At 43.6% G+C, this 25,568-nt stretch carries 21 protein-coding genes and 12 tRNA genes; 25 read left to right on the top strand and 8 right to left on the bottom strand.

Annotation, left to right across the window (positions count from 1 at the left end; all coding sequences use genetic code 11):
• The first annotated feature begins 72 nt into the window (after positions 1-72).
• Positions 73-1,044, top strand: a complete 972-nt coding sequence (gene rluC / locus C1X04_RS09920) for a 23S rRNA pseudouridine(955/2504/2580) synthase RluC (protein WP_110572713.1) — start codon at positions 73-75, stop codon at positions 1,042-1,044.
• Positions 1,045-1,234: 190 nt separating this feature from the next.
• Here rluC and C1X04_RS09915 read toward each other — a convergent pair whose 3' ends face one another.
• Positions 1,235-3,133 carry a methyl-accepting chemotaxis protein gene (locus tag C1X04_RS09915; protein ID WP_137169811.1) on the bottom strand — a complete coding sequence of 633 codons (1,899 nt, stop codon included), beginning with the start codon at positions 3,131-3,133 and terminating at the stop codon, positions 1,235-1,237.
• A 330-nt stretch (positions 3,134-3,463) separates the two neighbouring features.
• Between C1X04_RS09915 and C1X04_RS09910 the strand changes: the two genes are divergently transcribed.
• Together C1X04_RS09910 and C1X04_RS09905 are read left to right on the top strand one after the other, a co-directional pair.
• On the top strand, positions 3,464-3,931 hold the full coding sequence (locus tag C1X04_RS09910) for a hypothetical protein (protein WP_137169810.1): 468 nt from the start codon (positions 3,464-3,466) through the stop codon (positions 3,929-3,931).
• A 46-nt stretch (positions 3,932-3,977) separates the two neighbouring features.
• Positions 3,978-4,733, top strand: coding sequence for a CLCA_X family protein (locus tag C1X04_RS09905; protein ID WP_137169809.1), 756 nt, complete (start codon positions 3,978-3,980; stop codon positions 4,731-4,733).
• Between the two features lie 141 nt (positions 4,734-4,874).
• Here the strand turns inward: C1X04_RS09905 and gcvP are convergent, their stop codons facing one another.
• From gcvP to glyA, 3 genes are all read right to left on the bottom strand, one after another.
• On the bottom strand, positions 4,875-7,739 hold the full coding sequence (gene gcvP, locus C1X04_RS09900) for an aminomethyl-transferring glycine dehydrogenase (RefSeq protein WP_137169808.1): 2,865 nt from the start codon (positions 7,737-7,739) through the stop codon (positions 4,875-4,877).
• A gap of 75 nt (positions 7,740-7,814) precedes the next feature.
• Positions 7,815-8,198: a glycine cleavage system protein GcvH gene (gene gcvH, locus C1X04_RS09895; protein WP_110572703.1), complete on the bottom strand. Its 384-nt coding sequence runs from the start codon at positions 8,196-8,198 to the stop codon at positions 7,815-7,817.
• Positions 8,199-8,255: 57 nt separating this feature from the next.
• Complete coding sequence (gene glyA, locus C1X04_RS09890) at positions 8,256-9,533, bottom strand: serine hydroxymethyltransferase (RefSeq protein WP_110572701.1); 1,278 nt, start codon at positions 9,531-9,533, stop codon at positions 8,256-8,258.
• A 371-nt stretch (positions 9,534-9,904) separates the two neighbouring features.
• On the opposite strand from glyA, the gene gcvT reads away from it, so the two are divergent.
• The 4 genes from gcvT to C1X04_RS09870 all read left to right on the top strand — a co-directional run bounded on the left by gcvT (position 9,905) and on the right by C1X04_RS09870 (position 13,538).
• Positions 9,905-11,005, top strand: a complete 1,101-nt coding sequence (gene gcvT, locus C1X04_RS09885; protein WP_137169807.1) for a glycine cleavage system aminomethyltransferase GcvT — start codon at positions 9,905-9,907, stop codon at positions 11,003-11,005.
• 131 nt (positions 11,006-11,136) lie between these two features.
• Positions 11,137-11,676, top strand: a complete 540-nt coding sequence (locus C1X04_RS09880) for an elongation factor P hydroxylase (protein WP_137169806.1) — start codon at positions 11,137-11,139, stop codon at positions 11,674-11,676.
• The gene (locus C1X04_RS09875) at positions 11,657-12,793 is read left to right on the top strand and encodes a 4-phosphoerythronate dehydrogenase (protein ID WP_137169805.1); all 1,137 of its coding nucleotides are present in this window, start codon (positions 11,657-11,659) and stop codon (positions 12,791-12,793) included. The genes C1X04_RS09880 and C1X04_RS09875 overlap by 20 nt, the downstream gene beginning before the upstream one ends.
• A 22-nt stretch (positions 12,794-12,815) precedes the next feature.
• A complete protein-coding gene (locus C1X04_RS09870; protein ID WP_110572694.1) occupies positions 12,816-13,538 on the top strand; it encodes a flagellar brake protein in 723 nt (240 codons plus the stop codon).
• Between the two features lie 57 nt (positions 13,539-13,595).
• On the opposite strand, the gene htpX is transcribed toward C1X04_RS09870, so the two are convergent.
• From htpX to C1X04_RS09855, 3 genes are all read right to left on the bottom strand, one after another.
• The gene (htpX, locus tag C1X04_RS09865; RefSeq protein ID WP_137169804.1) at positions 13,596-14,477 is read right to left on the bottom strand and encodes a protease HtpX; all 882 of its coding nucleotides are present in this window, start codon (positions 14,475-14,477) and stop codon (positions 13,596-13,598) included.
• Between the two features lie 64 nt (positions 14,478-14,541).
• Positions 14,542-15,759 carry a pyridoxal phosphate-dependent aminotransferase gene (locus C1X04_RS09860; protein ID WP_110572690.1) on the bottom strand — a complete coding sequence of 406 codons (1,218 nt, stop codon included), beginning with the start codon at positions 15,757-15,759 and terminating at the stop codon, positions 14,542-14,544.
• A 172-nt stretch (positions 15,760-15,931) separates the two neighbouring features.
• A complete protein-coding gene (locus C1X04_RS09855) occupies positions 15,932-16,501 on the bottom strand; it encodes a YajG family lipoprotein (RefSeq protein WP_110572687.1) in 570 nt (189 codons plus the stop codon).
• Positions 16,502-16,632: 131 nt separating this feature from the next.
• Here C1X04_RS09855 and C1X04_RS09850 point away from each other — a divergent pair.
• The 18 genes from C1X04_RS09850 to C1X04_RS09765 all read left to right on the top strand — a co-directional run bounded on the left by C1X04_RS09850 (position 16,633) and on the right by C1X04_RS09765 (position 25,047).
• Positions 16,633-16,708 (top strand) — tRNA-Glu (locus C1X04_RS09850).
• 59 nt (positions 16,709-16,767) lie between these two features.
• A tRNA-Gly gene (locus tag C1X04_RS09845) sits at positions 16,768-16,842 on the top strand.
• A 49-nt stretch (positions 16,843-16,891) separates the two neighbouring features.
• Positions 16,892-16,967 (top strand) — tRNA-Glu (locus C1X04_RS09840).
• A 79-nt stretch (positions 16,968-17,046) separates the two neighbouring features.
• Positions 17,047-17,121, top strand: a tRNA-Gly gene (locus C1X04_RS09835).
• A gap of 49 nt (positions 17,122-17,170) precedes the next feature.
• A tRNA-Glu gene (locus C1X04_RS09830) sits at positions 17,171-17,246 on the top strand.
• A 78-nt stretch (positions 17,247-17,324) separates the two neighbouring features.
• Positions 17,325-17,399 (top strand) — tRNA-Gly (locus C1X04_RS09825).
• A 49-nt stretch (positions 17,400-17,448) separates the two neighbouring features.
• Positions 17,449-17,524 (top strand) — tRNA-Glu (locus tag C1X04_RS09820).
• Positions 17,525-17,602: 78 nt separating this feature from the next.
• Positions 17,603-17,677: transfer RNA gene (locus C1X04_RS09815), tRNA-Gly, on the top strand.
• Between the two features lie 49 nt (positions 17,678-17,726).
• Positions 17,727-17,802 (top strand) — tRNA-Glu (locus C1X04_RS09810).
• 47 nt (positions 17,803-17,849) lie between these two features.
• Positions 17,850-17,925: transfer RNA gene (locus C1X04_RS09805), tRNA-Glu, on the top strand.
• Positions 17,926-17,941: 16 nt separating this feature from the next.
• A tRNA-Gly gene (locus tag C1X04_RS09800) sits at positions 17,942-18,016 on the top strand.
• 14 nt (positions 18,017-18,030) lie between these two features.
• Positions 18,031-18,106, top strand: a tRNA-Glu gene (locus C1X04_RS09795).
• Between the two features lie 48 nt (positions 18,107-18,154).
• On the top strand, positions 18,155-18,982 hold the full coding sequence (gene pabC / locus C1X04_RS09790; protein WP_137169803.1) for an aminodeoxychorismate lyase: 828 nt from the start codon (positions 18,155-18,157) through the stop codon (positions 18,980-18,982).
• Positions 18,969-20,000, top strand: a complete 1,032-nt coding sequence (gene mltG / locus C1X04_RS09785; RefSeq protein ID WP_137169802.1) for an endolytic transglycosylase MltG — start codon at positions 18,969-18,971, stop codon at positions 19,998-20,000. Before pabC ends, mltG begins: the two co-directional genes overlap by 14 nt.
• A gap of 12 nt (positions 20,001-20,012) precedes the next feature.
• Complete coding sequence (tmk, locus tag C1X04_RS09780) at positions 20,013-20,651, top strand: dTMP kinase (RefSeq protein WP_110572681.1); 639 nt, start codon at positions 20,013-20,015, stop codon at positions 20,649-20,651.
• Positions 20,652-21,590: a DNA polymerase III subunit delta' gene (holB, locus tag C1X04_RS09775; protein ID WP_137169801.1), complete on the top strand. Its 939-nt coding sequence runs from the start codon at positions 20,652-20,654 to the stop codon at positions 21,588-21,590.
• 7 nt (positions 21,591-21,597) lie between these two features.
• Positions 21,598-22,407: a TatD family hydrolase gene (locus C1X04_RS09770; RefSeq protein WP_137169800.1), complete on the top strand. Its 810-nt coding sequence runs from the start codon at positions 21,598-21,600 to the stop codon at positions 22,405-22,407.
• Between the two features lie 171 nt (positions 22,408-22,578).
• Entirely contained in the window at positions 22,579-25,047 is a 2,469-nt protein-coding gene (locus C1X04_RS09765) for a Lon protease family protein (RefSeq protein ID WP_110572674.1), read from the top strand.
• 43 nt (positions 25,048-25,090) lie between these two features.
• Here C1X04_RS09765 and C1X04_RS09760 read toward each other — a convergent pair whose 3' ends face one another.
• Positions 25,091-25,336: a hypothetical protein gene (locus C1X04_RS09760; protein ID WP_110572855.1), complete on the bottom strand. Its 246-nt coding sequence runs from the start codon at positions 25,334-25,336 to the stop codon at positions 25,091-25,093.
• Positions 25,337-25,568: the final 232 nt, after the last annotated feature.

Raw genomic sequence — 25,568 nt, 5'->3', positions numbered from 1 at the left:
TTACCCTTTGCGAATGTGAATATAACAGTAAAAACTAAGTGCTTCAATTATAAAGGAAACCAATCTTAGCTTATGTCGGACTCAGAACTTAATTCAGCAGAGCGTCCCGCGGTTCGTTACGTCACAATTGACGACAATAATACAGGTCAACGAATCGATAATTTTTTGGTTACCTTTTTAAAAGGTGTTCCGAAAGGAAAGATATACAACTTATTGAGGAAGGGAGAGATCCGCGTCAATAAGAAACGTACCAAGCCGGACTACCGTCTTCAAAATGACGACATCGTGCGTATTGCCCCGATTGTTATTGCGCCAGAATCTGATAAGCCTGTATTGTCTGATCGACTCAAGAGCGAGATAGAATCACGCATTGTCTATGAAGACAAAGGCTTGATCGTCGTCAATAAACCTTCTGGATTAGCCGTCCATGGTGGTAGTGGTTTGAGCTTTGGCTTGGTGGAAGTTATTCGTCAAATGCGACCGCAAGAGAAATTCATTGAGCTTGTTCATCGTCTTGATCGTGATACGTCTGGTCTCATTATGATCGCTAAAAAGCGTGCGGTTCTAAAAGAGTTGCATACCGCGTTACGTGAAAAAGAAGGTGTACAAAAAACTTACCTTGCTCTGGTATATGGCAGCTGGCCGAAGCGAAAATTGCAAGTTAATGCCCCTTTGCTGAAAAATGAGCTGCAATCTGGCGAACGTATCGTGAGAGTCCACACTGATGGTAAAGAGAGTTTAACTCGCTTTAAATTGGTTCGTCAGTTTGAGGGTTACAGTTTAGTAGAGTGCGAGCCAGTAACAGGGCGTACTCATCAGATTCGCGTGCATACTTTGCATGCTGGCTATCCGATAGTAGGTGATGATAAATATTCACCGGCTGAGTCATTGAAAGAGACCAAAGCACTAGGATTCAAACGTCTGTGTCTGCATGCGACACGTCTTGATATCATGCTAAACGGAGAGCGTATGTTGTTCGAAGCTCCTTTGGATAAAGAGTGGCAAACCTTAATGAATGAAAAGTTAACGGGTATTTTTTCTTAACTTTTTTGTCATTACTGATTTAAATGTTTAAGTTTATAAAAAGACTTGCTGCGGCAGGTCTTTTTTGTCTATGCCTGAGTGTGTATTGGTTGGTACTTGCTAATTCAGCTGTAAATTAAAACAGCCATCTATTCATGTTGAATGAGATGGCTGTTGTTGATCGTTTTTATCAGGGGACATAGATCTGTGATTAGATTTTGAATCGATCTGTCAGTGATTTAAGTTGATGACTTAATGCTCTCAAGCTGCTAACAGCGGAGACTGATTCAATAGAGCCTTCAGCGGTTTGATCAGCTAACTGGCGAACATTTTCAACGCTGCGATTGATCTCATCAGACACTTGAGATTGTTCCTCGGCTGCTGTCGCTATTTGATTGTTCATATCTTGGACGTAGCCAACTTGTTCACTAATGTTTGCGAAGAGCTCCAATACTTCTTTAGCTTGTTCGGCGTTTTTCGTAGATAAATCACGGCTTATTAGCATTTTATCCAGAGATTCTTGGGCGCCATTTTGTAGTTCTACGATTAGATCCTCAATCTCTTTAGCGGAGCTTTGTGTTCTGCTGGCTAGTCCGCGTACTTCGTCTGCCACTACTGCAAAGCCTCGTCCAGCTTCTCCTGCTCGAGCTGCTTCTATTGCGGCATTTAGTGCTAGTAAATTGGTTTGTTCTGCAACGGCTTTAATAACCTCCAATACATTGCCAACGTTGTCGGTACGTGTTTTTAATTGCTCCATTGCAGTACTGGTGATGTTTAAGTCGCTCGCTAAAGACTCAATTGATCTTGCTGTGTCAGATACTTTTAAATTACCTTGATTCACTATGTGATCAGTTTTAGTGGTTGCTTCTGCTGCTGTTTCCGCATTGCGGGCGACCTCTGCAACGGTAGACGACATTTCATTGATAGCCGTTGCTACTTGATCTGTCTCATCCTTTTGAGACTGCATCATTGCTTGACCTTGTTTTGAAATGGTTTCTAATTGCGCACTTGTTGAGCTTAAATTTAGAACGCCAGTAACCACTTCCGAAATGAGCCTGTTTAAAGTGCGGCTCATTGCGCCAATATCGTTGTACAGCTGCCCTAATTCGTCTTTACGATCGGTTTTTAGAGTTTGGGTTAAGTCGCCATTAGCTATCTTCTCAACGGCCGCTTTAACTTCATTCATTGGGTTTACGATCAAGTGACGGATTAGTAAGGCAAAAAATATCCCCATCAAAATAGCGATCACAGTGACTGTGATTAATAGGGTTGAAACGCGTTCCCCATCTTTTTTGCTTTTTTGCTCTTGCAGAGCGGTAATCGAATCGATTTTATCGCTCATGCTAGACGACAGACTCATTAGTTTTTCTTGCGCTCTTACAAGCTCGCTATTAACAGCGGGATTTTTTTTCCCAAGTTCTTCGTATTGGCTTAAAAGAGATAAGATGGTCTGCTGTCTGTTTTGCAAGTCACTTGATAGCTGTAGATTTTTTGTCTTGTTGACAACAGCTTGAAATCTTGTTGTTACCAGTTCAACAGGGATGTTTTCTTTTTTGGCAACGTGGCTGTTGATCTCTGATGTCAGGGCATACCAGCTATTTGATGCATCCAAAGCTGTATTCATGTTTTGAACGTCATTTTGCTGACGAAGCGCTTGAATGGTTTGAGCGTATTGATTGAATATATTACGCAGCAGTGTGGTGGCATCGTTATCAATGTCTTCCCATTTCTTACGGGCATTAGTAAGGTTTGTAAGGGCTTTTTGATATTCAAGGACGTTTTGCTTTGTTTGATTTATTAGGTTTTTAACGTCTGCGCCGTCATACAGAGTATCACTCGTTTTTAAGAGGCTGGTGAGGGTTTCAATTCGACTAATAAGTTGATTTTTATCTTCTGTAGATCCTGAATCAGCAAAGCGCGCTCGGGCAATTTGCATATTCGCCACAGAATTACTTAAGTCATTAGATAGTCGGACTTTATCTGCTCTATTAAGCAGGGTGTTAACACCATAAATACCGACCATTCCAACAACAAGAGCAAGTAATAATACAGAGCCAAAGCCTAAACCAAGTTTAGTGCCTATTAGCCTGTTTTCGAGAAAAATTTTCATGGGATTGCTTCCTTAGCGATTCTGAAAGAGTGTGGGAGGGCTAGGTTCTAGTCTTATCTTTGTTGTCTATATAGCCGCATTATAGGAGGCTATCATAGCGGTTATAGTAGAACTCTAGAAATAGTAAAAATGTGCATAAAATGAGATGTTTTAAGCGGTTGGTCATGATTTTCACGCAATGCTTTTGTTGTTGAGTGTCGCCTTTTGCATTAAAAAGGCTAAAGATAAGGTTAAAATGTGCATCCGTTATTAGGCTGTTGTTCTTAGGGTTTCATCTCAATAGAATCAAGCTTTCAATTTATTGCATTCGCATTGGGCAAGAAGGTACGCATGAAGAAAGTTTTGTTGAGAAAACTGCAGTCTCTTACCGCGATTCTTGTGTTGAATACGGCCACAGTTAGTTTGGTGCAGGCGAGCGGCATTGGCTATGAAGCAGAGCCATTACAGGCTAGGGTGTTGGCTGATGATAGAAGAAATTCACTTAAAAGTTCACAAGCTCAGCCTGATACATTAAATCAGTTGTATTTTGAAAATTCGTTGGCCTACGTTCAAAAGCACTCTGACAAGTCGCTTAGCTATCAGCATCAAGTAGCTTTGGCTATGGTAGAAGAGGCGTATCAAGATGACTATGATGCATTGTTGGATCAGTATGAGCGTGAAATAGAAGATGCTGCTGCCAGTTTAGATCATGAGCGAATTGAGATGATGAAAAATAGAATAGAAGACCAGTTGCAAGATCTAAAGGCGATGCGTCGAGCTAAAATCGCAGAGTTCGATCGACAATTTAGTGCAGTTTAAACACTAGAGTGATTTTGAATCTGGTGTAATCAGTCAGTGAGTTTATATGTCCATTAGTCAAGGCCCTCTTAATTTCGTCATGATTCGTCGGCAATTTGATTTTCGTGGCATTGAAATGGGGCGCTGGGTGACGCCGGAAGAAAGAGATCGCGCGGCGTTGAATTTTCATCGGGCGCTTGAGGATCTTATGTCTGTCTTGCAAGGGCCTGAAGTGCTGATATCTTTGCGAGGTACATTGGGTCTTCAATATGGAAAAGGCGGAAGACCTGGTGTGGCTGCTCATTATGTGCCGGCAACGCGGCAATTATCTCTAGCGAAAAACGCGGGCGCAGGCAGTCTTGCTCACGAGTGGTTTCATGCTTTCGACCATTACATGGGCGATAAAATGTTCCAGCATGTATCGTCTTCTCATTTTGCTTCTGCGAGCTGGTTGAATAGCGCTCAACTGCAATTGTCCCGCAACAAAAAGCCTCATCCTTTAAACTTGTTGCTAGCAGAATGTTTCAAGGCAATTATGTTGAGCGAGCAGGGAGATGAGCCAAGTAATCTGTTTAAAGCCTCTCGCTCAGCCGATCATAAGTTAAAAGTCATCTATTACGCCAAACCAGAAGAGATGGCAGCGAGAGCATTCGAAGCCTTCGTAGAAGACACCAAACCCACCAGCACGTTTTTAGTCAGAGGTAGTCGTCATTCTGAAGAGGTCAAATTGGGTCTTTATCCTCAAGGTGAGCAGCGACTTCGTATTAATCAAGCCTTTCATAATTATTTCAGCTTACTTGGTCGAGCATTAAGTAAAGTGTAATGCGCATATTTAATAAATAAAATACCATTTATATCTTAATTATTTTATGGACTTGATGTGGTTCATCATGCCCAATGAAACAAAAAAGGCGAATCATTGCTGATTCGCCTTTTTTTTAGTGCTTTTTACTTGCTTAGAAGATTAGTCTTCGTAGCTGTTTATTGGTGGGCATTCGCAGAATAGATTACGGTCGCCATAAACGTTGTCAATGCGGCCGACTGGCGGCCAGTATTTACGCGCTTTAATCCAATTAAGTGGGTAAGCCGCTTCTTTACGTGAATAGGCGTGATTCCATTCTACATCCAAAAGGCTGTCAGCGGTGTGTGGTGCATTGACTAGTGGGTTATCTTCAAGAGGCCATTCACCGGCTTGTACCTTGCTGATCTCTTTGCGAATCTGAATCATTGAATCGCAGAATCGATCTAGCTCTTCTAGGTTTTCAGACTCTGTTGGTTCGATCATCAATGTGCCTGCAACAGGGAAGGACATGGTTGGAGCATGGAAACCAAAGTCCATCAAGCGCTTAGCAATGTCTTCTTCACTGATGCCTGATTCTGCTTTTAGTGGGCGAATGTCGATAATGCATTCGTGTGCCACAGTGCCGTTTTTGCCAGTGTAAAGAACAGGGTAATGCTCGCCTAAGCGTTTAGCGATGTAGTTAGCATTCAAAATGGCGTTGAAGGTTGCATCACGCAAACCTTTGTCGCCCATCATTTTGATGTACATCCAAGTGATCACAAGAATGCTTGCGCTACCATATGGTGCTGCTGACACGGCTCCGTGTTGCTCAAGCATGCCCATCACTGGCGCAACAGCGTGGCCAGGCAGGAACGGTGCAAGGTGAGATTTAACCCCAATTGGACCCATGCCAGGACCACCGCCACCATGTGGAATACAGAATGTTTTGTGAAGGTTAAGGTGGGACACGTCGCCGCCGAATGAGCCAGGAGGCGCAACACCCACAAGAGCATTTAGGTTGGCGCCGTCAATGTATACTTGTCCGCCAAATTTGTGAACGATGTCGCAAACCTCACGAATGTGTTCTTCAAATACACCATGAGTAGAAGGGTATGTTGCCATGATGCAGCTAAGTTGCGCGGCATGCTTTTCTGCTTTTTCAGCAAGATCAACTAAGTCAATATTGCCGTCTTCATCACATTTTACAATGACAACTTTCATACCAGCCAATGCCGCTGATGCAGGGTTTGTTCCGTGTGCTGAGCTTGGGATCAAGCAAACATCACGTTCATGGTCGCCACGAGATTTGTGATATTTGTCGATGGCAATCAGGCCTGCGTATTCGCCTTGCGCACCAGAGTTTGGTTGCAAAGAAACGGTATCATACCCCGTCGCCTTAGAAAGCATGTCGATAAGCTCTTGCAATAATGCATGATAGCCAGACACTTGATTGCTTGGTGCAAATGGATGGATGCGACCAAATTCAGCCCAAGTAACTGGAATCATTTCAGAAGCAGCGTTTAGCTTCATTGTACAAGAACCAAGTGGGATCATGCTTTGATTGAGTGCAATGTCTTTGACTTCCAATTGGTGCATATAACGCATCAATTCGGTTTCGCTGTGATGGCTGTTAAAGACTGGGTGGGTAAGAATGTCGTCTTGACGCAATAGGGAGGCATCAAAGCCATAAGCGCTTTCAGTATTTGTAATGCCTTCTAGTGTTAGTTCGGCACCGAAGCATTCAGCTAAGTCGACCACATCGTTTGGCGTAATTGTCTCGTTTAAAGAGATAGACAGTTGGCTTTCGGACATCTTGTGGAAGTTCATTAACTTCTCTTCACCTTTTGCCATGATGCTGTCAGTTTGTTCGCCAGTGTTAACGATAACGGTGTCAAAGTAGCTGGAGTTTGTCGTGAAGCCTTTTGCCTGGACGGCGCTCGCAAAACAGCTAGTAAGCGCTGCAACACGATTCGCTATTTTTTTAAGGCCAACAGGGCCGTGATAAACAGCGTAGAAGCCAGCCATCATTGCCAGTAGCGCTTGCGCGGTACAAATGTTTGATGTCGCTTTTTCACGACGAATATGTTGTTCACGTGTTTGCATTGCCATGCGGAGTGCTGGTTTGCCATGGCTGTCTTTAGATACGCCAATAACACGGCCTGGCATTGAGCGCTTAAATGCATCTTTGGTTGCTAGGAAAGCAGCGTGTGGGCCACCAAAGCCCATTGGCACGCCAAAGCGTTGAGCTGAACCGAAAACGATGTCTGCCCCCATTTCCCCTGGTGATTTCAATAGCACAAGAGACAGTAGGTCGACAGCGATACTAACAAGTGCGCCTTGTTCGTGCGCTTGTGCAATAACAGCTGATAAATCCGTCACTGTACCGTCAATGCCAGGGTATTGAAAAATGGCGCCGAATACATCGTGCTGTGCGAAATTCGCGATATCATCAACAACGACTTCAATTTCAAGTAGTTCGGCACGTGTTTTTATGACATCTATTGTCTGTGGCAAGCAGTGGCTTGCAACGAATAATGTGTCACTCTTCTTGCGGTTAGAGCGCTTCATTAGTGTCATTGCTTCAGCGGCTGCTGTTGCTTCGTCTAGCAAAGATGCGTTGGAAATCTCCATTCCTGTTAGATCTATGATTACTTGTTGGAAGTTTAACAGTGCTTCCAAGCGGCCTTGGGAGATTTCTGGTTGGTAAGGTGTGTAAGCAGTATACCAGCCTGGGTTTTCTAGTAGGTTACGTAGAATAGGGGATGGTACATGTGTGTCGTGGTAGCCCATGCCGATAAAAGAGCGTGCCACTTTGTTTTGGTTGGCGATGGCCTTTAATTGCACTAGTGCTTCGTTTTCACTAACAGGGTTGGCTGAAAGATTTAGATTTGCTTGACGAATGGCTTCCGGTACTGTCTTTTCGATTAGCTCCGGAAGGCTGTTGATGCCAATTGTAGATAGCATTTTGGCCTGCTCTGATGTGTCTGGGCCAATGTGGCGAGCAATAAATTCATCACTGTTTAACAAATCGCGAATGCACGAGGTCATGGTTTAATTACCTATTAAGATTAGATCTGGGAGTTAGGCTCTCAATACGGATGAAGCGAGAGCCTGGAGTCGAAGCTATTCGATTGTGGCTGAATAGCCTGCAGCATCAAGTAGTTTGTCAAGGTCAGCTGGGTCACTGAGCTTGATCTTAGCAATCCACGCATCTTTAAAAGGTGCTTCATTGATTAGCTCTGGTGAATCGTTTAGAGCGTCATTAACTTCAATTACTTCGCCATTAACAGGGGCATAAATGTCAGAAGCGGCTTTTACAGACTCAACTAAAGAGAATTGTTCTGTGGCTGTTACTTCAGTGCCAACATCAGGCAATTCAATGTAAACTACGTCGCCTAGTAGGTCTTGTGCATGGTCGGTAATGCCCACTGTTACAGTGCCATCGCCATTGTCTAGGACCCACTCGTGAGAGTCAGCGTATTTAAGGTTTTCTGGGATAGTGCTCATAGTATTTATGCCTCTTTAAAAAAGTACCCAAGAGCGAGGGCTCTTGGGTACGTGATTTTAGCGGTAAAGTGGGAAGCGTTTACAAAGTTCTTTTACTTCTGCAAGTACACGAGCTTCCACTTCTGGATTTCCTTCTGGCATTGCAACCAAGCCATCAAGTACATCACTGATAAGATGACCCACTTTTTGGAATTCTTCAATACCAAATCCACGAGAGGTTGCCGCTGGTGTGCCTAGACGGATGCCAGACGTTACCATTGGTTTCTCTGTGTCAAATGGGATACCGTTTTTGTTACAAGTAATGCCGGCGCGCTCAAGAGCTGCGTCTGCCGCATTACCTTTCAAACCTTTAGGGCGAAGGTCAACCAGCATTAGGTGGGTATCGGTGCCGCCAGTAACGATGTCACAACCACGCTCAACCATTACTTCTGCCAGTGCTTTCGCATTCGCAACAACTTGTTTGATGTAATCTGTAAATTCTGGTTTCAACGCCTCACCGAAAGCAACAGCTTTACCAGCAATAACGTGCATCAATGGACCACCTTGGTAGCCTGGGAAAACCGCAGAGTTGATTTTCTTGCCAAGATCTAGGTCATTGGAAAGAATCATACCGCCACGTGGGCCGCGAAGCGTTTTATGCGTTGTTGTTGTAACAATGTGCGCATGTGGAAGTGGAGATGGGTGTACACCAGTTGCAACAAGGCCAGCAATGTGAGCCATATCAACAAACAGGTAGGCGCCAACTTTATCTGCAATTTCACGGAAGCGTTTGAAGTCGATTTGACGAGGAATAGCAGAACCACCCGCGATAATCATTTTTGGCTTGCACTCTAGGGCTTGCGCTTCGATAGCATCGTAATCGATCAATAATGTTTCTGGGCTAACTTCATATTGTACAGCGTTAAACCATTTGCCAGATTGAGCTGGTGCAGCACCGTGAGTTAAGTGACCGCCAGAAGACAATGACATGCCCATGATGGTATCGCCAGGCTGAAGCAATGCTAGCATTACAGCACCATTTGCTTGAGCGCCGGAATGAGGCTGAACGTTGGCAAACTCACAGTTGAAAAGTTTTTTGGCACGGTCAATAGCTAGTTGTTCAGTTACGTCAACCGCTTCACAGCCACCGTAGTAACGACGATGCGGATAACCTTCTGCGTATTTGTTAGTAAGAACAGAGCCTTGAGCTTCTAGAACGGCTTTTGAAGTGATGTTTTCAGAAGCGATCAATTCAATGCCAGTTTCTTGGCGTTCTTGTTCTTCAACGATTGACGCAAAAAGTTCTGGATCTCGCTGAGCTAAAGTTTGGCTGAAAAAAGCTTCGGTATTCGCCATGGGGAAATTCCTCTTAAATAAACATGTATGCCAAAAAGACAATGAGTGGTGCATATAATAACACTAAGGCAGTCTATGATGATGAAAAAAGATCATCTTTCTAGGAGCGTCAGTCATTGTTCGGTTTACGTCATTTTTGCTTATGATAATGAAAAAGTTTCCAATTGGAAACACCAATCAACATGGATTTTTTAAGTTTGTTTATTAATATATTTGACCGTTTGTTTAGTATTTTGCTTAGAAAATATTGGGATTATGTCAATTGTTGTGTGAATAAATGCGGCTTGGGGCTTGTCAAGTCTGGCTGAATTTAGATACTCTGTTTCCAATTGGAAACAGACATTGTTACTACTTTATTAAAGGTTTTCGTTATGAAACGTACTGCTCTATGTGATCTACACGTTGCTTCTGGTGCTAGGATGGTTGAATTTGCTGGATATGAAATGCCAGTTCAATACCCACTGGGTGTGATGAAAGAACATTTGTGGACTCGCGAAAATGCGGGATTGTTTGATGTGTCGCATATGGGTCAGGTGATACTCCGTGGTGAAAACGTAAAGGCAGCGCTGGAAGCTATTTTGCCGGTTGATGTGCTTGGGCTGGCTGAAGGTACGCAGCGTTACGGTATGTTTACCACTGATAAGGGTGGCATCACGGATGACTTGATGTTCGCTAATTGGGGGGAAGAAATTTTTATGGTGGTTAATGCTGGCTGTAAAGAGCAAGACTTTGCTTATTTGCAGTCGACATTAGTCGGTTGTGAAGTTGAGATTGTTAACGATCGATCCTTGTTGGCGATTCAGGGGCCAAAAGCTCGTGAAGTGTTTGCTCGTATGGTGCCTGATGCAGCGACGATGACTTTTATGCAAAGCGAAAAAATGTCATGGCAGGGTGTTGAGCTATGGATAAGTTGCTCTGGTTACACTGGTGAAGACGGCTATGAAGTTTCTGTGCCAAATGAGCACGCTGAAGACTTTGTAAATGCTTTGTTGGCTTTTGAAGAGGTAGAGTGGATCGGTCTTGGTGCTCGCGATTCTTTACGTCTTGAAGCTGGTTTATGCTTGTATGGCCATGATATCGATACGACAACGACACCAGTAGAAGCTTCGCTTAATTGGGCGATTCAAAAAGTACGTCGTCTAGAAGGTGATCGTGCTGGTGGTTTTCCTGGCGCTGATATTATTTTGGCGCAATTCGCTGATAAACCAGCTAGAAAACGTGTTGGCTTTCTAGCTGATGGTCGTGCGCCAGTTCGTGAAGGTGTTGAGATCGTGAATGCTTCCGGAGAGGTTAAGGGTGTTGTAACGAGTGGTGGTTTTTCTCCAACGCTTGCCAAGCCTATTGTGATGGCTTATGTGGCTGCCCAATCACTTGATTCCAGTGAGGCGCTGTTTGCCAATGTCAGAGGAAAGAGTATTCCGTTGACTCAGACGTCTATGCCGTTTGTACCTTCTCGATATTACCGAGGTTAGCTCTAGACTATTTAACTGGCCCGTTCTTGTGTGAATCGGGCTTGCATCAAATGCGTCACGTGAAGTCGACTTCTTTGCGTGGCGCATTTTTGTTTCCTGTGTGATAATTCTTAGCTTTTGGAGTCTATACGTTGGCAAGTGTAACGCAGCTTGTTGAAGCCTTCCGTGCTTGTTTTTTTTCGAGTTTTAACACCCGTCTTGTTGGTGGAGCAGATGAACCCTTGTATTTGCCTGCATCAGCTGAGGCCCCAGCGACTATATATTTTCGTTTAGATTATCCTTCAAGTGCTCTGCATGAGGTGAGTCATTGGTGTATCGCAGGTGCTGAAAGGCGCTTATTAGAAGATTATGGCTACTGGTATGAATCCGATACGCGAGACTTACAAACACAACAAGAATTTGAGCGGGTTGAAATTAAACCCCAGGCGGTTGAGTGTATTTTACATTGGGCGGCTGGATTACCTTTTCGTGTGAGTGTCGATAATTTGTCTATGCCTGATTATGACGCCAAGCATTTTGAGCAAACAGTAATGAAGCAGGTTGGAAGCTTTGTTGTTTCTGGCTTACCGAAAAGGGCTGAGATTTTTTCTGCCTATTTATTGGCACAACGCCAACCTGATTTAATTTTTAGTGAGTTTTTAAAGCAACAGTATGAAGATTATTGCAGATGAGAATATGCCTAATGCGAAAGCTCTTTTTTCGCATTTGGGTGATGTGGAATTAGTAAACGGCCGAACAATAACGAACAGTCAAATAAAAAACGCCGATGTGCTGTTGGTTCGTTCCGTTACTAAGGTGACACGAGAGTTGCTTGAGGGTAGTTCTGTTCGTTTTGTCGGAAGTGCCACCATAGGTGTTGATCATATTGATTTGGATTATTTGACTGAAGCTGGAATTGAATTTAGCAGTGCGCCAGGTTGCAATGCAGAGGCGGTTGCGGATTATGTTTTTAGCGGCTTGAGTCATTTGTATATGACAAAGAAGCTGAGTTGGCTAAATAAGAAAATCGGTGTGGTGGGTTATGGTAATGTTGGAAAAACGGTTTATGACCGTTTTACTAATTTGGGTTGCCAAGTGTGTGTCTATGATCCCTTTAAAGATAATGAGGCTGGTGCAGCAAACTTTGTTGCATTAGATGAAATCCTTTCTTGTGATGTAATTTCCCTGCATGCACCTTTAACTACTACGGGATCTTTTCCAAGTAAAGGGATGATTGGTAGCAAAGAGCTTGCTCAACTGTCAGCTGGCACCGCAGTCATTTCAGCGGGGCGGGGTGGCGTAATTGATGAAGAGGCTCTGCTTGAACGACATAGTCAGTTGAATGGTGATATTCATTTGGTTATTGATGTTTGGGATGCGGAGCCAGAGATTAATCAGGATTTGGTCTCTATTGTTGATATTGCTACACCACATATTGCGGGATACAGTAAACAAGGGCGCGAAAAGGGGACTTGGATGGTGTATCAGGCTTTGTGCCGCCATTTAGCGATAAGTTCTCAATCTGTTAGTAAAAGTGATGCTATTAGTTCCGGCTGGCTTTCGTCTATCGATGTTGTTGCAAGTGGTGACCAAGAAGAAATACTGGCTCGAAGTGTGCAAGCAATTTATGATGTCGCTCGAGATGATGTTAGATTGCGGTTTAAATATCGAGAAAATAAAGAAAATAATGTTTTTGATTGGTTGAGAAAGCATTATGTGGAAAGAGATGAATTTAATACTTGTGCAGTGGGTGCGATTAATAATGACGTATCCAGTCTAGTGTGTGCTGTTGGTTTCTCGAGAAAATAAATAATAAGGCTTAGGTAACAGAATGGCTGGAGTTATGCAGGTTGATTTGGGGACTCTTGATGTACCTATAGGTACAAATGTTCAGGTGGAATTTATTTCTCCTCCGGGTCGTTATATGGTGAAAGTTCTTGGGAATATACCAGGAAGGTCTTTGATACTTTCTGCACCGAAAATAAACGGTAAAAATATTTTAGTGAGAGATGGGCAGGTGGTGAATATTCGCCTAATGCTGAGCACTCATGTTTGTGCGTTTTCAAGCAAGGTGGCAAAAAGCTATCTAGAGCCGGCGGCGCACCTTCATATTGCCTACCCAGAATATGTTGAAACATCAGAAGTGCGTCAGGCGGTTCGTGTCGAAACCCGTTTGATTGCCAATGTTGAGCCAAATGGTTCCCCGTTGTCTATCTCATCCCCTTCTTCGTCGGTAATTATCGATTTGAGTTTTGGTGGCGCTAAGCTAATTTCAAAAGAAGACTTCGGCTCAGTTAATCAGACAATGAAGTTAAACTGTAATGTCAAAGTTGGCCCGTATAATCATCTTTTAAAGCTAGACTGTGAGATTCGGTCGCAAGAAATTCAAATGTTAGAACAGGTCCAAGCCAGTTTGGTGGATAATGATTTTCTAGCAAGAATGGGTGTTGAATATTTTTACGTTTATGGGGTGCGATTTGTTGATCTTGCAAAGGATGTAGGTATTCCGCTCATGGCGTTTATTTTTGAAACACAGCACAATAAAACAAGGTAAGCACCCTGTTTTCATAAAAAAAACGCCAGCAAAATGCTGGCGTTTTTTTGTGTGAGATTAAAGTGCTTGAAGTGCTTTAATTCGGTCTTCAATAGGAGGGTGGCTAGAAAATAACTCTCCCATTGTAGGCGTTCTGCCGCGTCTGATCCCGAAAGCAAGCATTGAATCTGGCATGCGGCTTTCTTCGTGTTCTTGCTGTAATCGTGCAAGTGCGGCAATCATCGCGCCTTTGCCTGCTAAGCGAGCGCCTGCCTCGTCTGCTCTGAATTCTCGATAGCGAGAGAACCACATGACAATCATAGAAGCTAAGATACCGAAGATAATTTCAAAAACAAAAGTGGCGATATAATAACCCCAGCCTACAGAGCCTTCGTCGTCATTTCGGCGTAAGAATTGGTCGACAGCGTAAGCGGCAATTCGAGCAAAAAACATCACGAAAGTGTTCACTACGCCCTGAATAAGAGACAGTGTGATCATGTCGCCATTTGCTACGTGGCCAATCTCGTGCCCAAGTACCGCTTTGATTTCGTCAGGTGAAAACCTATCCAGCATACCGCTTGATACAGCGACTAAAGCGTCGTTCTTGTTCCAGCCAGTTGCGAATGCGTTGGCTTCATGGGCAGGGAATATGGCGACCTCTGGCATTTTTATTCCCGCTTGTTGGGATAGGTCTTTTACTGTTTCAAGTAGCCATACTTCTTTATGGTTTTTTGGCTGTGTAATAACGACAGCTCCAGATCCACGTTTTGCCATGAATTTGGAGAGAAGAAGTGAAACAAGACTGCCAGCAAAGCCAAATACACCACAGAAAATAAGCAAGGAGGTGAAATCCAAGCCATTGCTTGACATATAACCATTAACACCCAAAAGACTAAGAACGATACCTGCAACCACCATGACTGCTAAGTTCGTTAATAAAAACAGGATAATGCGCATCACTATGCTCCTTAAGTAACTGTTAAGGAGCATAGTAGGGCTTTATGGGATTATTTCAAGAGCGTAATTAACGCTTTCTTAATCGTCCTAAAAAAGCAGCAAACCTTTCCATGGCGGGGGTTAGCTCTTCAACATGTGGAAGAAATACGAACCGAACATGGTCGGGGGTTGGCCAGTTGAATCCTGTGCCTTGAACGATCAGGACTTTTTCTTCGCGTAAAAATTGCAAAACTAGGTCTATGTCATTTTTAATGTCGTAGACTTTCGGGTCTAAACGAGGGAATAGATATAATGCCCCCTCAGGTTTGTGACAGTGTACGCCCGGTATCGAATCGAGTGCTTCCCACGCTACTTTACGTTGTTCATACAGGCGCCCTCCGGGAATGATCAACTCATTGATGCTTTGGTAACCGCCAAGGGCTGTCTGAACAGCGTGCTGAGCGGGTACATTGGCACACAGGCGCATTGAGCTTAGTATGTCTAGCCCTTCTATATAATCTTGTATGCCACTCCTGTCTCCAGTAATAGCCATCCAGCCAGATCGAAAGCCTGCCGTGCGGTATACTTTGGAAAGTCCGCCAAAGGTGATGCAAGGCGCTCGTCCTTCGGTCAGGGTTGCAGTAGGGATGTGCTTGGCTTCGTCATATAGAATTTTGTCATAAATCTCGTCGGAAAATATGAGCAAGTTGTGTTCTTCTGCAATGTTAACAATCGATTCGAGCACATCTTTTTCGTAGACGGCCCCAGTAGGGTTGTTTGGATTGATAATAACGATCGCTTTTGTTTTGTTTGAGATTTTAGAGCGAATGTCATTAATGTCTGGCTGCCATCCTGAGCCTTCATCACATAGGTAATGTTTTACGTAGCCACCAGATAGCGTTGCTGCCGCTGTCCAGAGTGGATAGTCTGGAGCGGGGATAAGAATTTCATCGCCATCATTAAGTAGGCCTTGCATCGCGAGAACAATTAACTCGCTAACGCCATTGCCCATCCATACGTGATTAACGTCAGCAGATTTAATGCCCATTGCTTGGTATTTTTGCATGACGGCTTTTCGAGCGGAAAAAAGCCCTTTAGAGTCGCAGTAGCCTTGCGATGTAGGTAGGTTGCGAATAACGTCGACTAGAATTTCATCAGGAGCTTCAAAACCGAAAGGAGCAGGGTTGCCGATGTTGAGCTTTAGAATTCTCTGTCCTTCTTCTTCCATTCGAACGGCTTCTTTTAGAATTGGGCCGCGAATTTCATAGCATATGTTAGCGAGTTTGTTTGATTTGCGAATTTGCACCACATTATCCTTACTAAATCTGTGTGGGAGATACGTCAACTGTACACCTTACTTATAAGTGATCAAGATATGCCAAGAAAAAAGTCTTATAAAAGAAGGGAAGTGAGGGGAGATTGGTGAGAAAAAACCAGCCACCTATATATAAAGAGAGGGTGGCTGGTGGTTTTGGGGGCTATTTAAGTAGAGTTAGGATGTTTGGATCACTTAATAGTCGATTAACTGTTTGGCTAGCCAGAGCGTTCATGTCGTCTTGTATTGCTTGTTGATATGGCATGGTGCCGTATTCACGCACTTTTTGAGAACCATAGTTAGCTTTATATGTCTGTCCTTTTGCAGCGAGAGTCACTTTTAGTTCAAACTCTAGAGTTGCAACAGTTTTTAAAGTTTCGACTTTAGTGGTGTAACTCATTTTGCTAATGTCAATTTGTAGGTCAGCTGCAGGCATGAGTCCTTGATCAGGTGTAAAGCCAAGTTCTCGTAATCCTTTCAGGACGCTTTCTTTTACACTCAACTTAATGTCATTGGTTGTAAATATATCTGCACGTTCATTAATGCCGGTTTTAATAGAGCCGATGGCGCTGTTAAGTTGAGTGCTGGTTGAAACATTGATTACTCGCTCGTTTGTTAGGTTGGCAGCTTGCACCTCGGCTTGCGGAGTGACGCTTATATAGTGGGTTGTGGAGCAGCCAGCTAATAGAAGAGTGGAAAGTGACAAGGCTAGAAAAAGTTGTTTATGTTGCATAATGACTCCGATCAGATTGATTTCTAAAGCGACTTTTTTCCTAAGTGGCTTAAATTAATGAAAAAAACTGTTGATTTTAAGTTTAGTAACAGTAATATACGCACCCGCTCACACAGCAAGATTATAACGTTGTCCCATTCGTCTAGAGGCCTAGGACACCGCCCTTTCACGGCGGTAACAGGGGTTCGAACCCCCTATGGGACGCCATCTTTTCATAAGGATGTGCGGATAGTCTACCCGAAAATGGGTTTGTGCGAGAGTTTTTTGCGGGAATAGCTCAGTGGTAGAGCACAACCTTGCCAAGGTTGGGGTCGCGAGTTCGAGCCTCGTTTCCCGCTCCATTCTTCTTTAGGGAAGAAAATAGTTATAGCACTATAAAAGCTAAATTGTGTCCCATTCGTCTAGAGGCCTAGGACACCGCCCTTTCACGGCGGTAACAGGGGTTCGAACCCCCTATGGGACGCCACTTTTTATTATGATTGGCTAAGGCGGATCATATAGATTGCTCACTGCTTTATGCGAATAGAGAGTAGGGTGATCAAAATGCGGGAATAGCTCAGTGGTAGAGCACAACCTTGCCAAGGTTGGGGTCGCGAGTTCGAGCCTCGTTTCCCGCTCCATTCTTCTTTAGGGAGGAAAATAGTTATAGCACTATAAAAGCTAAATTGTGTCCCATTCGTCTAGAGGCCTAGGACACCGCCCTTTCACGGCGGTAACAGGGGTTCGAACCCCCTATGGGACGCCAGTTTTATTATGATTGGCTAAGGCGAATCATATGGATTACTCACTGCTTTATGCGAATAGAGAGTAGGGTGATCAAAATGCGGGAATAGCTCAGTGGTAGAGCACAACCTTGCCAAGGTTGGGGTCGCGAGTTCGAGCCTCGTTTCCCGCTCCATTCTTCTTTAGGGAAGAAAATAGTTATAGCACTATAAAAGCTAAATTGTGTCCCATTCGTCTAGAGGCCTAGGACACCGCCCTTTCACGGCGGTAACAGGGGTTCGAACCCCCTATGGGACGCCACTTTTATTATGATTGGCTAAGGCGGATCATGTAGATTGCTCACTGCTTCATGCGAATGAAGAGTAGGGTAATAAAAATGCGGGAATAGCTCAGTGGTAGAGCACAACCTTGCCAAGGTTGGGGTCGCGAGTTCGAGCCTCGTTTCCCGCTCCATTCTTCTTTAGGGAAGAAAATAGTTATAGCACTATAAAAGCTAAATTGTGTCCCATTCGTCTAGAGGCCTAGGACACCGCCCTTTCACGGCGGTAACAGGGGTTCGAACCCCCTATGGGACGCCACTTACTTTTAAAGTAAGTAGTAGTGTAGTTTTAAAGAGTTTATTTGTGTCCCATTCGTCTAGAGGCCTAGGACACCGCCCTTTCACGGCGGTAACAGGGGTTCGAACCCCCTATGGGACGCCACTCTTTTTATGTTTTTGCGGGAATAGCTCAGTGGTAGAGCACAACCTTGCCAAGGTTGGGGTCGCGAGTTCGAGCCTCGTTTCCCGCTCCATATCTATTTTATTTGTCCCATTCGTCTAGAGGCCTAGGACACCGCCCTTTCACGGCGGTAACAGGGGTTCGAACCCCCTATGGGACGCCATCCTTTTTTGCGCTATCATAGCTAACCTTAATTTTTGAGTTTTTAGCCATGACTTGGTTCGTCAATTACAGATTAGACAATTCGGTTTCTGTTGCTGATCGTGGTTTGGCTTACGGTGATGGTGTCTTCGAAACCATCCGTGCTGTCCCTCATTGCTTTCTACAAATTGAAGATCACCTTTCTCGACTGTTTCGTGGGCTATCCAAGCTCGCTATGCCTTTTTCCAATGAACAACAACTTACATTGAAGCGTTTTCTGTACTCACAGGTTTTGCCATTGATTAAAGAAGAGTCCGTGGTCAAAATCATGGTGACTCGCGGTGTAGGTGGAAGAGGGTATTTGCCCCCAGAAAATTGTATTCATTCGATCGTTATCGGTATCCTACCAGCGCCAGACTATAAAGCTCAGCAGGAAAAGGGGGTTTCACTTTGTGTATCACCTGTACCTGTTAGTTCAAATCGTTTTTTAGCGGGGATTAAGCATTTAAATCGTCTTGAAAACGTGATGGCTAAGCGCTTTTTAATGGCCTCTGACTTCGAGGCCATTATGTTGAATACTGACGAAAAATTGGTTGAGTGTATCCAGAGTAATCTTTTTTGGTGCAAGCATGGTGTTTTGTATACACCATCACTCGAGACATCCGGTGTGCAAGGTACTTATCGAAAAGCCATTATTGAAAATCAGGCAGAGTACATTGTTCAAGTCGGCTGCTTTTCACTCAGTGATCTGATGGCAGCAGATGAAGTTTTTATCACGAACAGTTTGATGGGGATTATGCCGGTTATTAGCGTAACTGGTGTGTCTTTTCCTATAGGGGTTCATACCCGAAAATTACAAATTCTAATGCAAGCTAAGGATATGCATGGCGTTCATTAAATGGTTTTACCGTGTTGCTTTTTTATTCATCACGTTATTGGCTGTCATAGCTGGTTATCTTTATTACTCCATTACCGATCCTGTGATGATAAAGGATGAGGAAATATTTGTTGTTAATGCAGGGGATTCTGCTTACAGCTTGGGGAATAATTTAAGTGAGAAGGGCTTCATCTCTAGCCCTTATTTAACGCGAGTAGTGGCTAAACTTCATCCTGAATGGGTGCCTAAAGTTGGTGAATATGCCATCAAACCAGGCATGAATCTACTTGATGTTATGAAGTTGTTTGATTCAGGCGAGTCTATTTTTTATTCGATTACTTTGCTTGAAGGTAAAACAACCAGAGAGTTTTTGCTCGCGATGCAAGCCAAAGGCAATATCACTATGACATTGCTTGATGCTACAGATGAAGAGATTGTGACGACTCTTGGGCTTGATGTTGATCATCCAGAAGGGCAGTTTTTTGCGAATACATACCGCTATCATAATGGTGATACAGACGTCAGTATCTTAAAACACGCTCATACCTTGATGAAGCAAACATTGGCGGAGTTGTGGGCTAATAAAGCAGAGAAATTACCTTATAAAACGCCTTATGAGGCGCTTATTATGGCGTCTATAATTGAGAAAGAAACCGGTGTTCCTTACGAACGTCCTCTTATTGCTCAAGTGTTTATAAGTCGACTTGAAAAAGGCATGAGACTGCAAACAGACCCTACGGTTATTTATGGTCTTGGTGATAAGTTTACGGGGAATTTGACGCGCAAAGGGTTACAAGATGTGTCGCCTTATAACACCTATCGGATTTATGGCTTGCCGCCTTCACCCATTGCTAATGTTGGCAGAGAGGCGGTTGAGGCAGCTTTAAATCCAGAGCACACAACAGCCTTGTACTTTGTGGCTAAAGGGGACGGAACGCATGCGTTTTCAGATACATTAAGAGAACATAATCGAGCGGTCAGAGAATATCAGTATAAGCGTCGAGAAGACTATCGATCGACACCAGAAGTTACGAAATAAAGAGGATTATGTATGAGAGGTAAATTCATTTCGCTTGAAGGTGGAGAAGGCAGTGGTAAGACCACAGCGATCCAGTTCATTCGTCAATGGCTTGATGATCATAATATTCCTTATGTAATGACTCGTGAGCCGGGTGGAACGCCTCTTGCGGAAGAGATACGCCAACTCATCCTCAGCCCCCGAAGTGAAAGGGTAAATGATATAACAGAGTTGTTGCTTGTGTTTGCGGCAAGGGCGCAACATTTAGCTGAAAAAATACAGCCAGCATTGGCACATGGTACTTGGGTGATTAGTGATCGTTTTTTAGACTCCAGTTACGTTTACCAAGGAAAAGCCCGTGGTGGTGATATTGTGATGCTTGATCAGCTTTCACAGTGGGTGGTAGGTGACAACAAGCCTGATGCAACTTTACTGTTGGATGTGGCTGTTGAGTTAGGCCAAGAACGTGTTGTTCAGCGTCAGCATCAGGATCGTTTAGACAAAGAGTCTTTGGCCTTTCACCAAAAGGTCCGTGACGGTTTTCTTGAGCGGGCACAAGCCGATCCTGAAAGGGTTAGAGTGGTTGATGCTAGTCAGTCGCTTGACTCAGTTAAGCAGCAAATCGAAGAGCAACTTGTGAAGCTCAATAACGCTTGGACTGGTAATTCCTAGATGACAAATATAGCTGACTGGTTGATTCCATGCTTACGACAAGTTCAGGTTTTAAAGCAGACAAATAGTCTTTCTCACGCATTATTAGTTACGGGGGCGGATGGTGTTGGACAAGAAGAGCTTGCCAATGAAATGGTTAAGGACTTAATGTGCGAAAGTGATCAAGCTGCTGCCTGCGGGAATTGTCACTCTTGCCAGTTGATGCGCGCTGAAACTCATCCAGATTTTCGTATCTTAGACGGACAGGCTGGAACAATCAAAGTTGATCAAGTTCGCTTGTTAGTTCGTCAAATTAGTCAAAAACCTCAAGTCGGTCAAAATAAAGTTGTATTAATTACCCATGCGCAAGCAATGAATATTAATGCGGCAAATGCTGTGCTCAAAGCACTTGAAGAGCCAGCAGATCGAACCTACTTTGTACTCACTAGCTCTCAATCAACCAGTCTTTTGCCCACTATTCGTAGTCGCTGTCTTTTAGTGAATGTGCCGACGCCAAATACGCATGAGGTAAAGCAATGGCTGTTGAAACAAGATGATGGCGAGGCGTTAAGTTCGTTATTTTGGTTAACGACTCAGCCATTTCGATTGTCTGCGATCCAAAAGCAAGGCAAAGCCCAATTATACGCCTCATTGCCTAACCAGCTGACTGATCTATTGAGAGGGACTGTGTCCGTTAGTGCAATGTTGAAGGGAGCAGATAATTCTAATATAGAAGATTATTGCAATGGGTTGGCTGCGATTCTTCATCAATGTATTTATCATTCAACTGGCGCACCGATTGACCCTGCTTTACAGGGAATCTATGACACTCTTATTGCTCGCTTGGGGATTCAAACGCTCATGTTGCGTTATCAAGCGTTACAAAAATTAAAGTCAGACCTTCAAAAGACAAATTTAAACCCCATTATGCAACTCACACACGAATTAAATCAGTGGTAAACAAACTATGTTAATTGATACTCATTGCCATCTTGATATGCTTGATTTGGCACCACATAACAACGACATACATTCAGTCATTGATGCGGCATATCAAAAGGGTGTCAGGCAGCTGTTAACTATTTCAGTTGATCTAAATAAAATGAATACCGTGCTTGGCTTTACTCAGCGAGACGGAATATACGCAAGCTGTGGCGTTCACCCATTACAAAGCGATGGCCTTGTGACCGATGAAGTGCTTTTACGTCAGTATGCTGCAGACCCTAAAGTCATTGCTATTGGTGAAACGGGTCTAGATTATTTCTATGAAGCGTCAGCAGAAGCCCATGAAGCTCAGAAAGTAAGCTTTATGCATCACCTAAAAGCAGCAGGCGATTTAGGCCTTCCAGTCATCGTTCACACAAGAAATGCGAAACAAGATACCTTGTCTTTGATTAAGCAATATGGCAATCGTGATAGCGCAGGGGTATTGCATTGTTTTACTGAAGATTATGATATGGCGAAAGCCGCGCTGGATGAGAACTATCTTATTTCTATATCGGGCATAGTGACTTTTAAAACCGCGCAAGACTTGAAAGAAACGGTGCGTAAGCTGCCATTAGAATCATTGATTGTTGAAACAGATTCGCCGTATTTGGCACCCGTTCCTTATCGAGGTAAGAAAAATGAACCTCAGTATGTTTCTGAAGTGGCACAGTACGTCGCCGATTTAAAAGGAATTCGCTACGAAGCTTTATTAGAAGCCACGGCGCAGAACTTTCATCGTGTATTTTCAAAAGCTAATCCTCAGTCTCAGCTTCAGCTGGCCGCTTCTTAACACTTTAATGACGATGCAGGTGAGAAGGAAATTTTATTCCATCATATAGGCGAAGTGGAATCAGAGTGTTAGTCTCAACTTACTGTATTTACATAACATATTCGAAAGAAGAGGACTCTTCTTTCGCAAGCCTCATTTAAAGAAGCTTGTTACATAAAAGGAAACCCATTGATGTCCAGTATGGTTACCTCTCTACCTCACCAAGCACTTGCAGCGAAAGTGCCAAATGATCATCTCGCTTTTAAAACATTAAATGATATTGAGCCGCTAAGTGGTATTTTAGGTCAGGAACGTGCTGTTGAGGCCATTCAGTTCGGTGTGGCAATGCAACGTCCAGGTTATAATATTTTTGCTATGGGGGATTCGGGAACAGGCCGCTCCTCTTATGTACTAAATTATTTGAAAAGTGAAGCGAAGCGCCGTCCTGCCCCTAATGAGTGGGCTTACATTAACAATTTTACGGAAAGCCATCGCCCTAAAGCCCTTGAGTTCCCTCCAGGTCAGGCGTCTGAGTTTGAAAAAGAGATCCGTTCGTTAATTGATGGATTAATGGTTACCTTTCCTGCCGCTTTTGAAAACCCAACCTATCAACAGCAAAAAAGCATTATTGATAGAGCATTCAATGATCAGTATGAAGCCGCTATTAATAAAGTTGAGCGCATTTCTGGAAAGATTGGTGTTGCTATGTTTCGCGATGCGTCTTCTGTCAGTTTTGCACCAATGAAAGATGGCAAAGCGCTAGAAGAAAATGAATTTGCTGCTTTGACTGACGATGAGCGTGATGCCTTTCAGGAAGGTGTGTCTACGCTTGAAGGTTTGTTAAATGAAGAACTATTAGGCTTGCCACAATGGAAGCGAGCGACCTACGAAAAAATCCGTCAATTGAATTTAGATACTGTCAAAGAAGCATTGGATCCATTGATGTCAGGCTTATTTGAGAAATATCAAGATGATGCCGATATCACTGCTCATCTTCATGCTCTGCGTGAAGACTTAGATAAAACTATCATTGATCAAATGGCAGATGATAAAGCCTCTGAAAACCGCGATGAAATAGGTCGTCGTCAGTTTTATGAGGAGCTGTATTTACCCAATATCGCGATGACTCATAAGCCTAATGGTGGTCAGCCTGTTGTGTATGAACCGCATCCGACTTATCGCAACTTATTTGGTCAAGTTGAGCACAGTAGTGACCAAGGTATGTTAGTCACTAACTACCGTTTAATTCGCTCTGGCAGTTTGCACGCTGCAAATGGCGGTTATTTAATCTTAGACGCTGAAAAACTGCTGACAGACCATTATTTATGGGAAGCACTTAAACGTGCTCTCAAAAGTAAAACCATTAAGATCGAGCACCCATACGCTGACATGGGGCTGATGAATACCATGACCTTGTCTCCCCAAGATTTGCCCTTGCAGGTTAAGGTGGTCTTGATAGGTGCCCGTGATATTTATTATTTGTTGCAGGATGCGGATCCAGATTTTCAGGAAATGTTCCGCGTTCTAGTCGATTTTGACGATACACTAAAACGCACTAAAGAATCTGAGCTGTCTTTCGCGCGTCTAATGAAAGACCGAGTCGACAAAGAAGAATACGCCAATGTAACCCGTGACGGTGTTGCTGCTTTAATCGAATACAGCAGCCGTTTAGCAGAGCATCAGCGCGAGATGGCCGCAAAGATCGGTGATGTATTCGAATTATTGGGTGAGGCGGATTTTGTTCGTCAGATGGCCAAAGACACAGAAATTACGGCCGATCATATTGCCCGAGCTTTAAAAGCCAAAAAACACAGAACGGGCCGCGTTAGTGAAAAAATCATTGAAGAGATTATCGAAGGCACCGTATTGCTGGAAAGTGATGGTTATGCGGTTGGTAAAATAAACGGTTTAACTGTGATGCAGATCGGTGATAGCAGCTTTGGTGCGCCAGCGCGAATTTCTACAACCGTTTACCCAGGTGGCAAGGGGATTATTGATATAGAGAGAGAGTCCAACCTAGGTCAAAATATTCACTCTAAGGGTGTGTTGATCCTATCTGGCTACTTGGGCAATAAATATGCTCAGCGCTTTCCACTCGATATTTCAGCCTCCATTGCTATGGAGCAGAGTTACGGTTACATAGATGGTGACAGCGCTTCTACCGCAGAGCTATGTTGTTTGTTGTCGGCATTGATTCAAGTGCCTTTGCGTCAAGATCTTGCTATAACTGGCTCGTTGAATCAGTACGGTGAAATTCAAGCGATCGGCGGGGTGAATGAAAAAATAGAAGGCTTCTTCAATGTATGTAAGGCGCGAGAGCTGACTGGCACGCAAGGGGTCATCATTCCAAAATCAAACGCGATTAACTTAATGTTAAGCGATGAGATTGTTGAGGCTGTTAAAGCTGGGATGTTCCATATCTATGCGGTCTCAACAGCGGATGAAGCTCTGCATTTATTGACAGGAATTGAGCCAGGTGTCGTGAATGAGGAAGGTGAATACCCAGAAGGCAGTTTGTCTGCCAGAGTGATTGAGCGACTAGAAGAAATCTCAAAACTAGGTGAAGAAGATGACGATGAAGAGGAAGAAGACTCTGAGGAAGAATCTACAAACGCCAAAAAATCTAATAAAACGAAAGATACAGAAAAAGATAAGAAATGAACGAATCAGCGCAGCTTAAAAATTAAATAGAACCAGTGGTGACTTAGTGTTTGCCATTGGTTCTTTTGATTATTTTCGCAGTGCAATTAGAGTTAACCAAAGAATACACCGTATAGTAGAGGTCGTCCGTTTTGATATAGCTGGCGACCTCTTTGCGTTTACTGGGCAAGTGCTTTTTTAATACCAATGCAGGTCTAAAGCTTTTTCCATCAATATAATCCTGAGCCAGTTTATCCGCTGCCAGTTTCGCATCAAAATCACTGCATTCAGCTAGAGTAAGACTGCTCATTACTAGGCCGGTTACCACCAGCAATAGAGGTTTAACAGTAAAAATAATGAACTCCTATCGTATTCGTTGTCCAACACTAGACGATACACATCAAACCGCTTTTGTACCATTGAATGTGTGTGTAATCAAAAAAGACAATTGTTTTTTGCTATATTTTGGATGCTATTTTCAGTAAGCGTGTTATTTTAAAGGTATTGTTTGGCTAACAAAATGAAGCCATTTGCCTAAGAAA

Source organism: Marinomonas sp. FW-1, assembly GCF_005222245.1.
Classification (GTDB): Bacteria; Pseudomonadota; Gammaproteobacteria; order Pseudomonadales; family Marinomonadaceae; genus Marinomonas; species Marinomonas alcarazii.
This window is presented reverse-complemented; position numbering and strand designations above follow the sequence as displayed.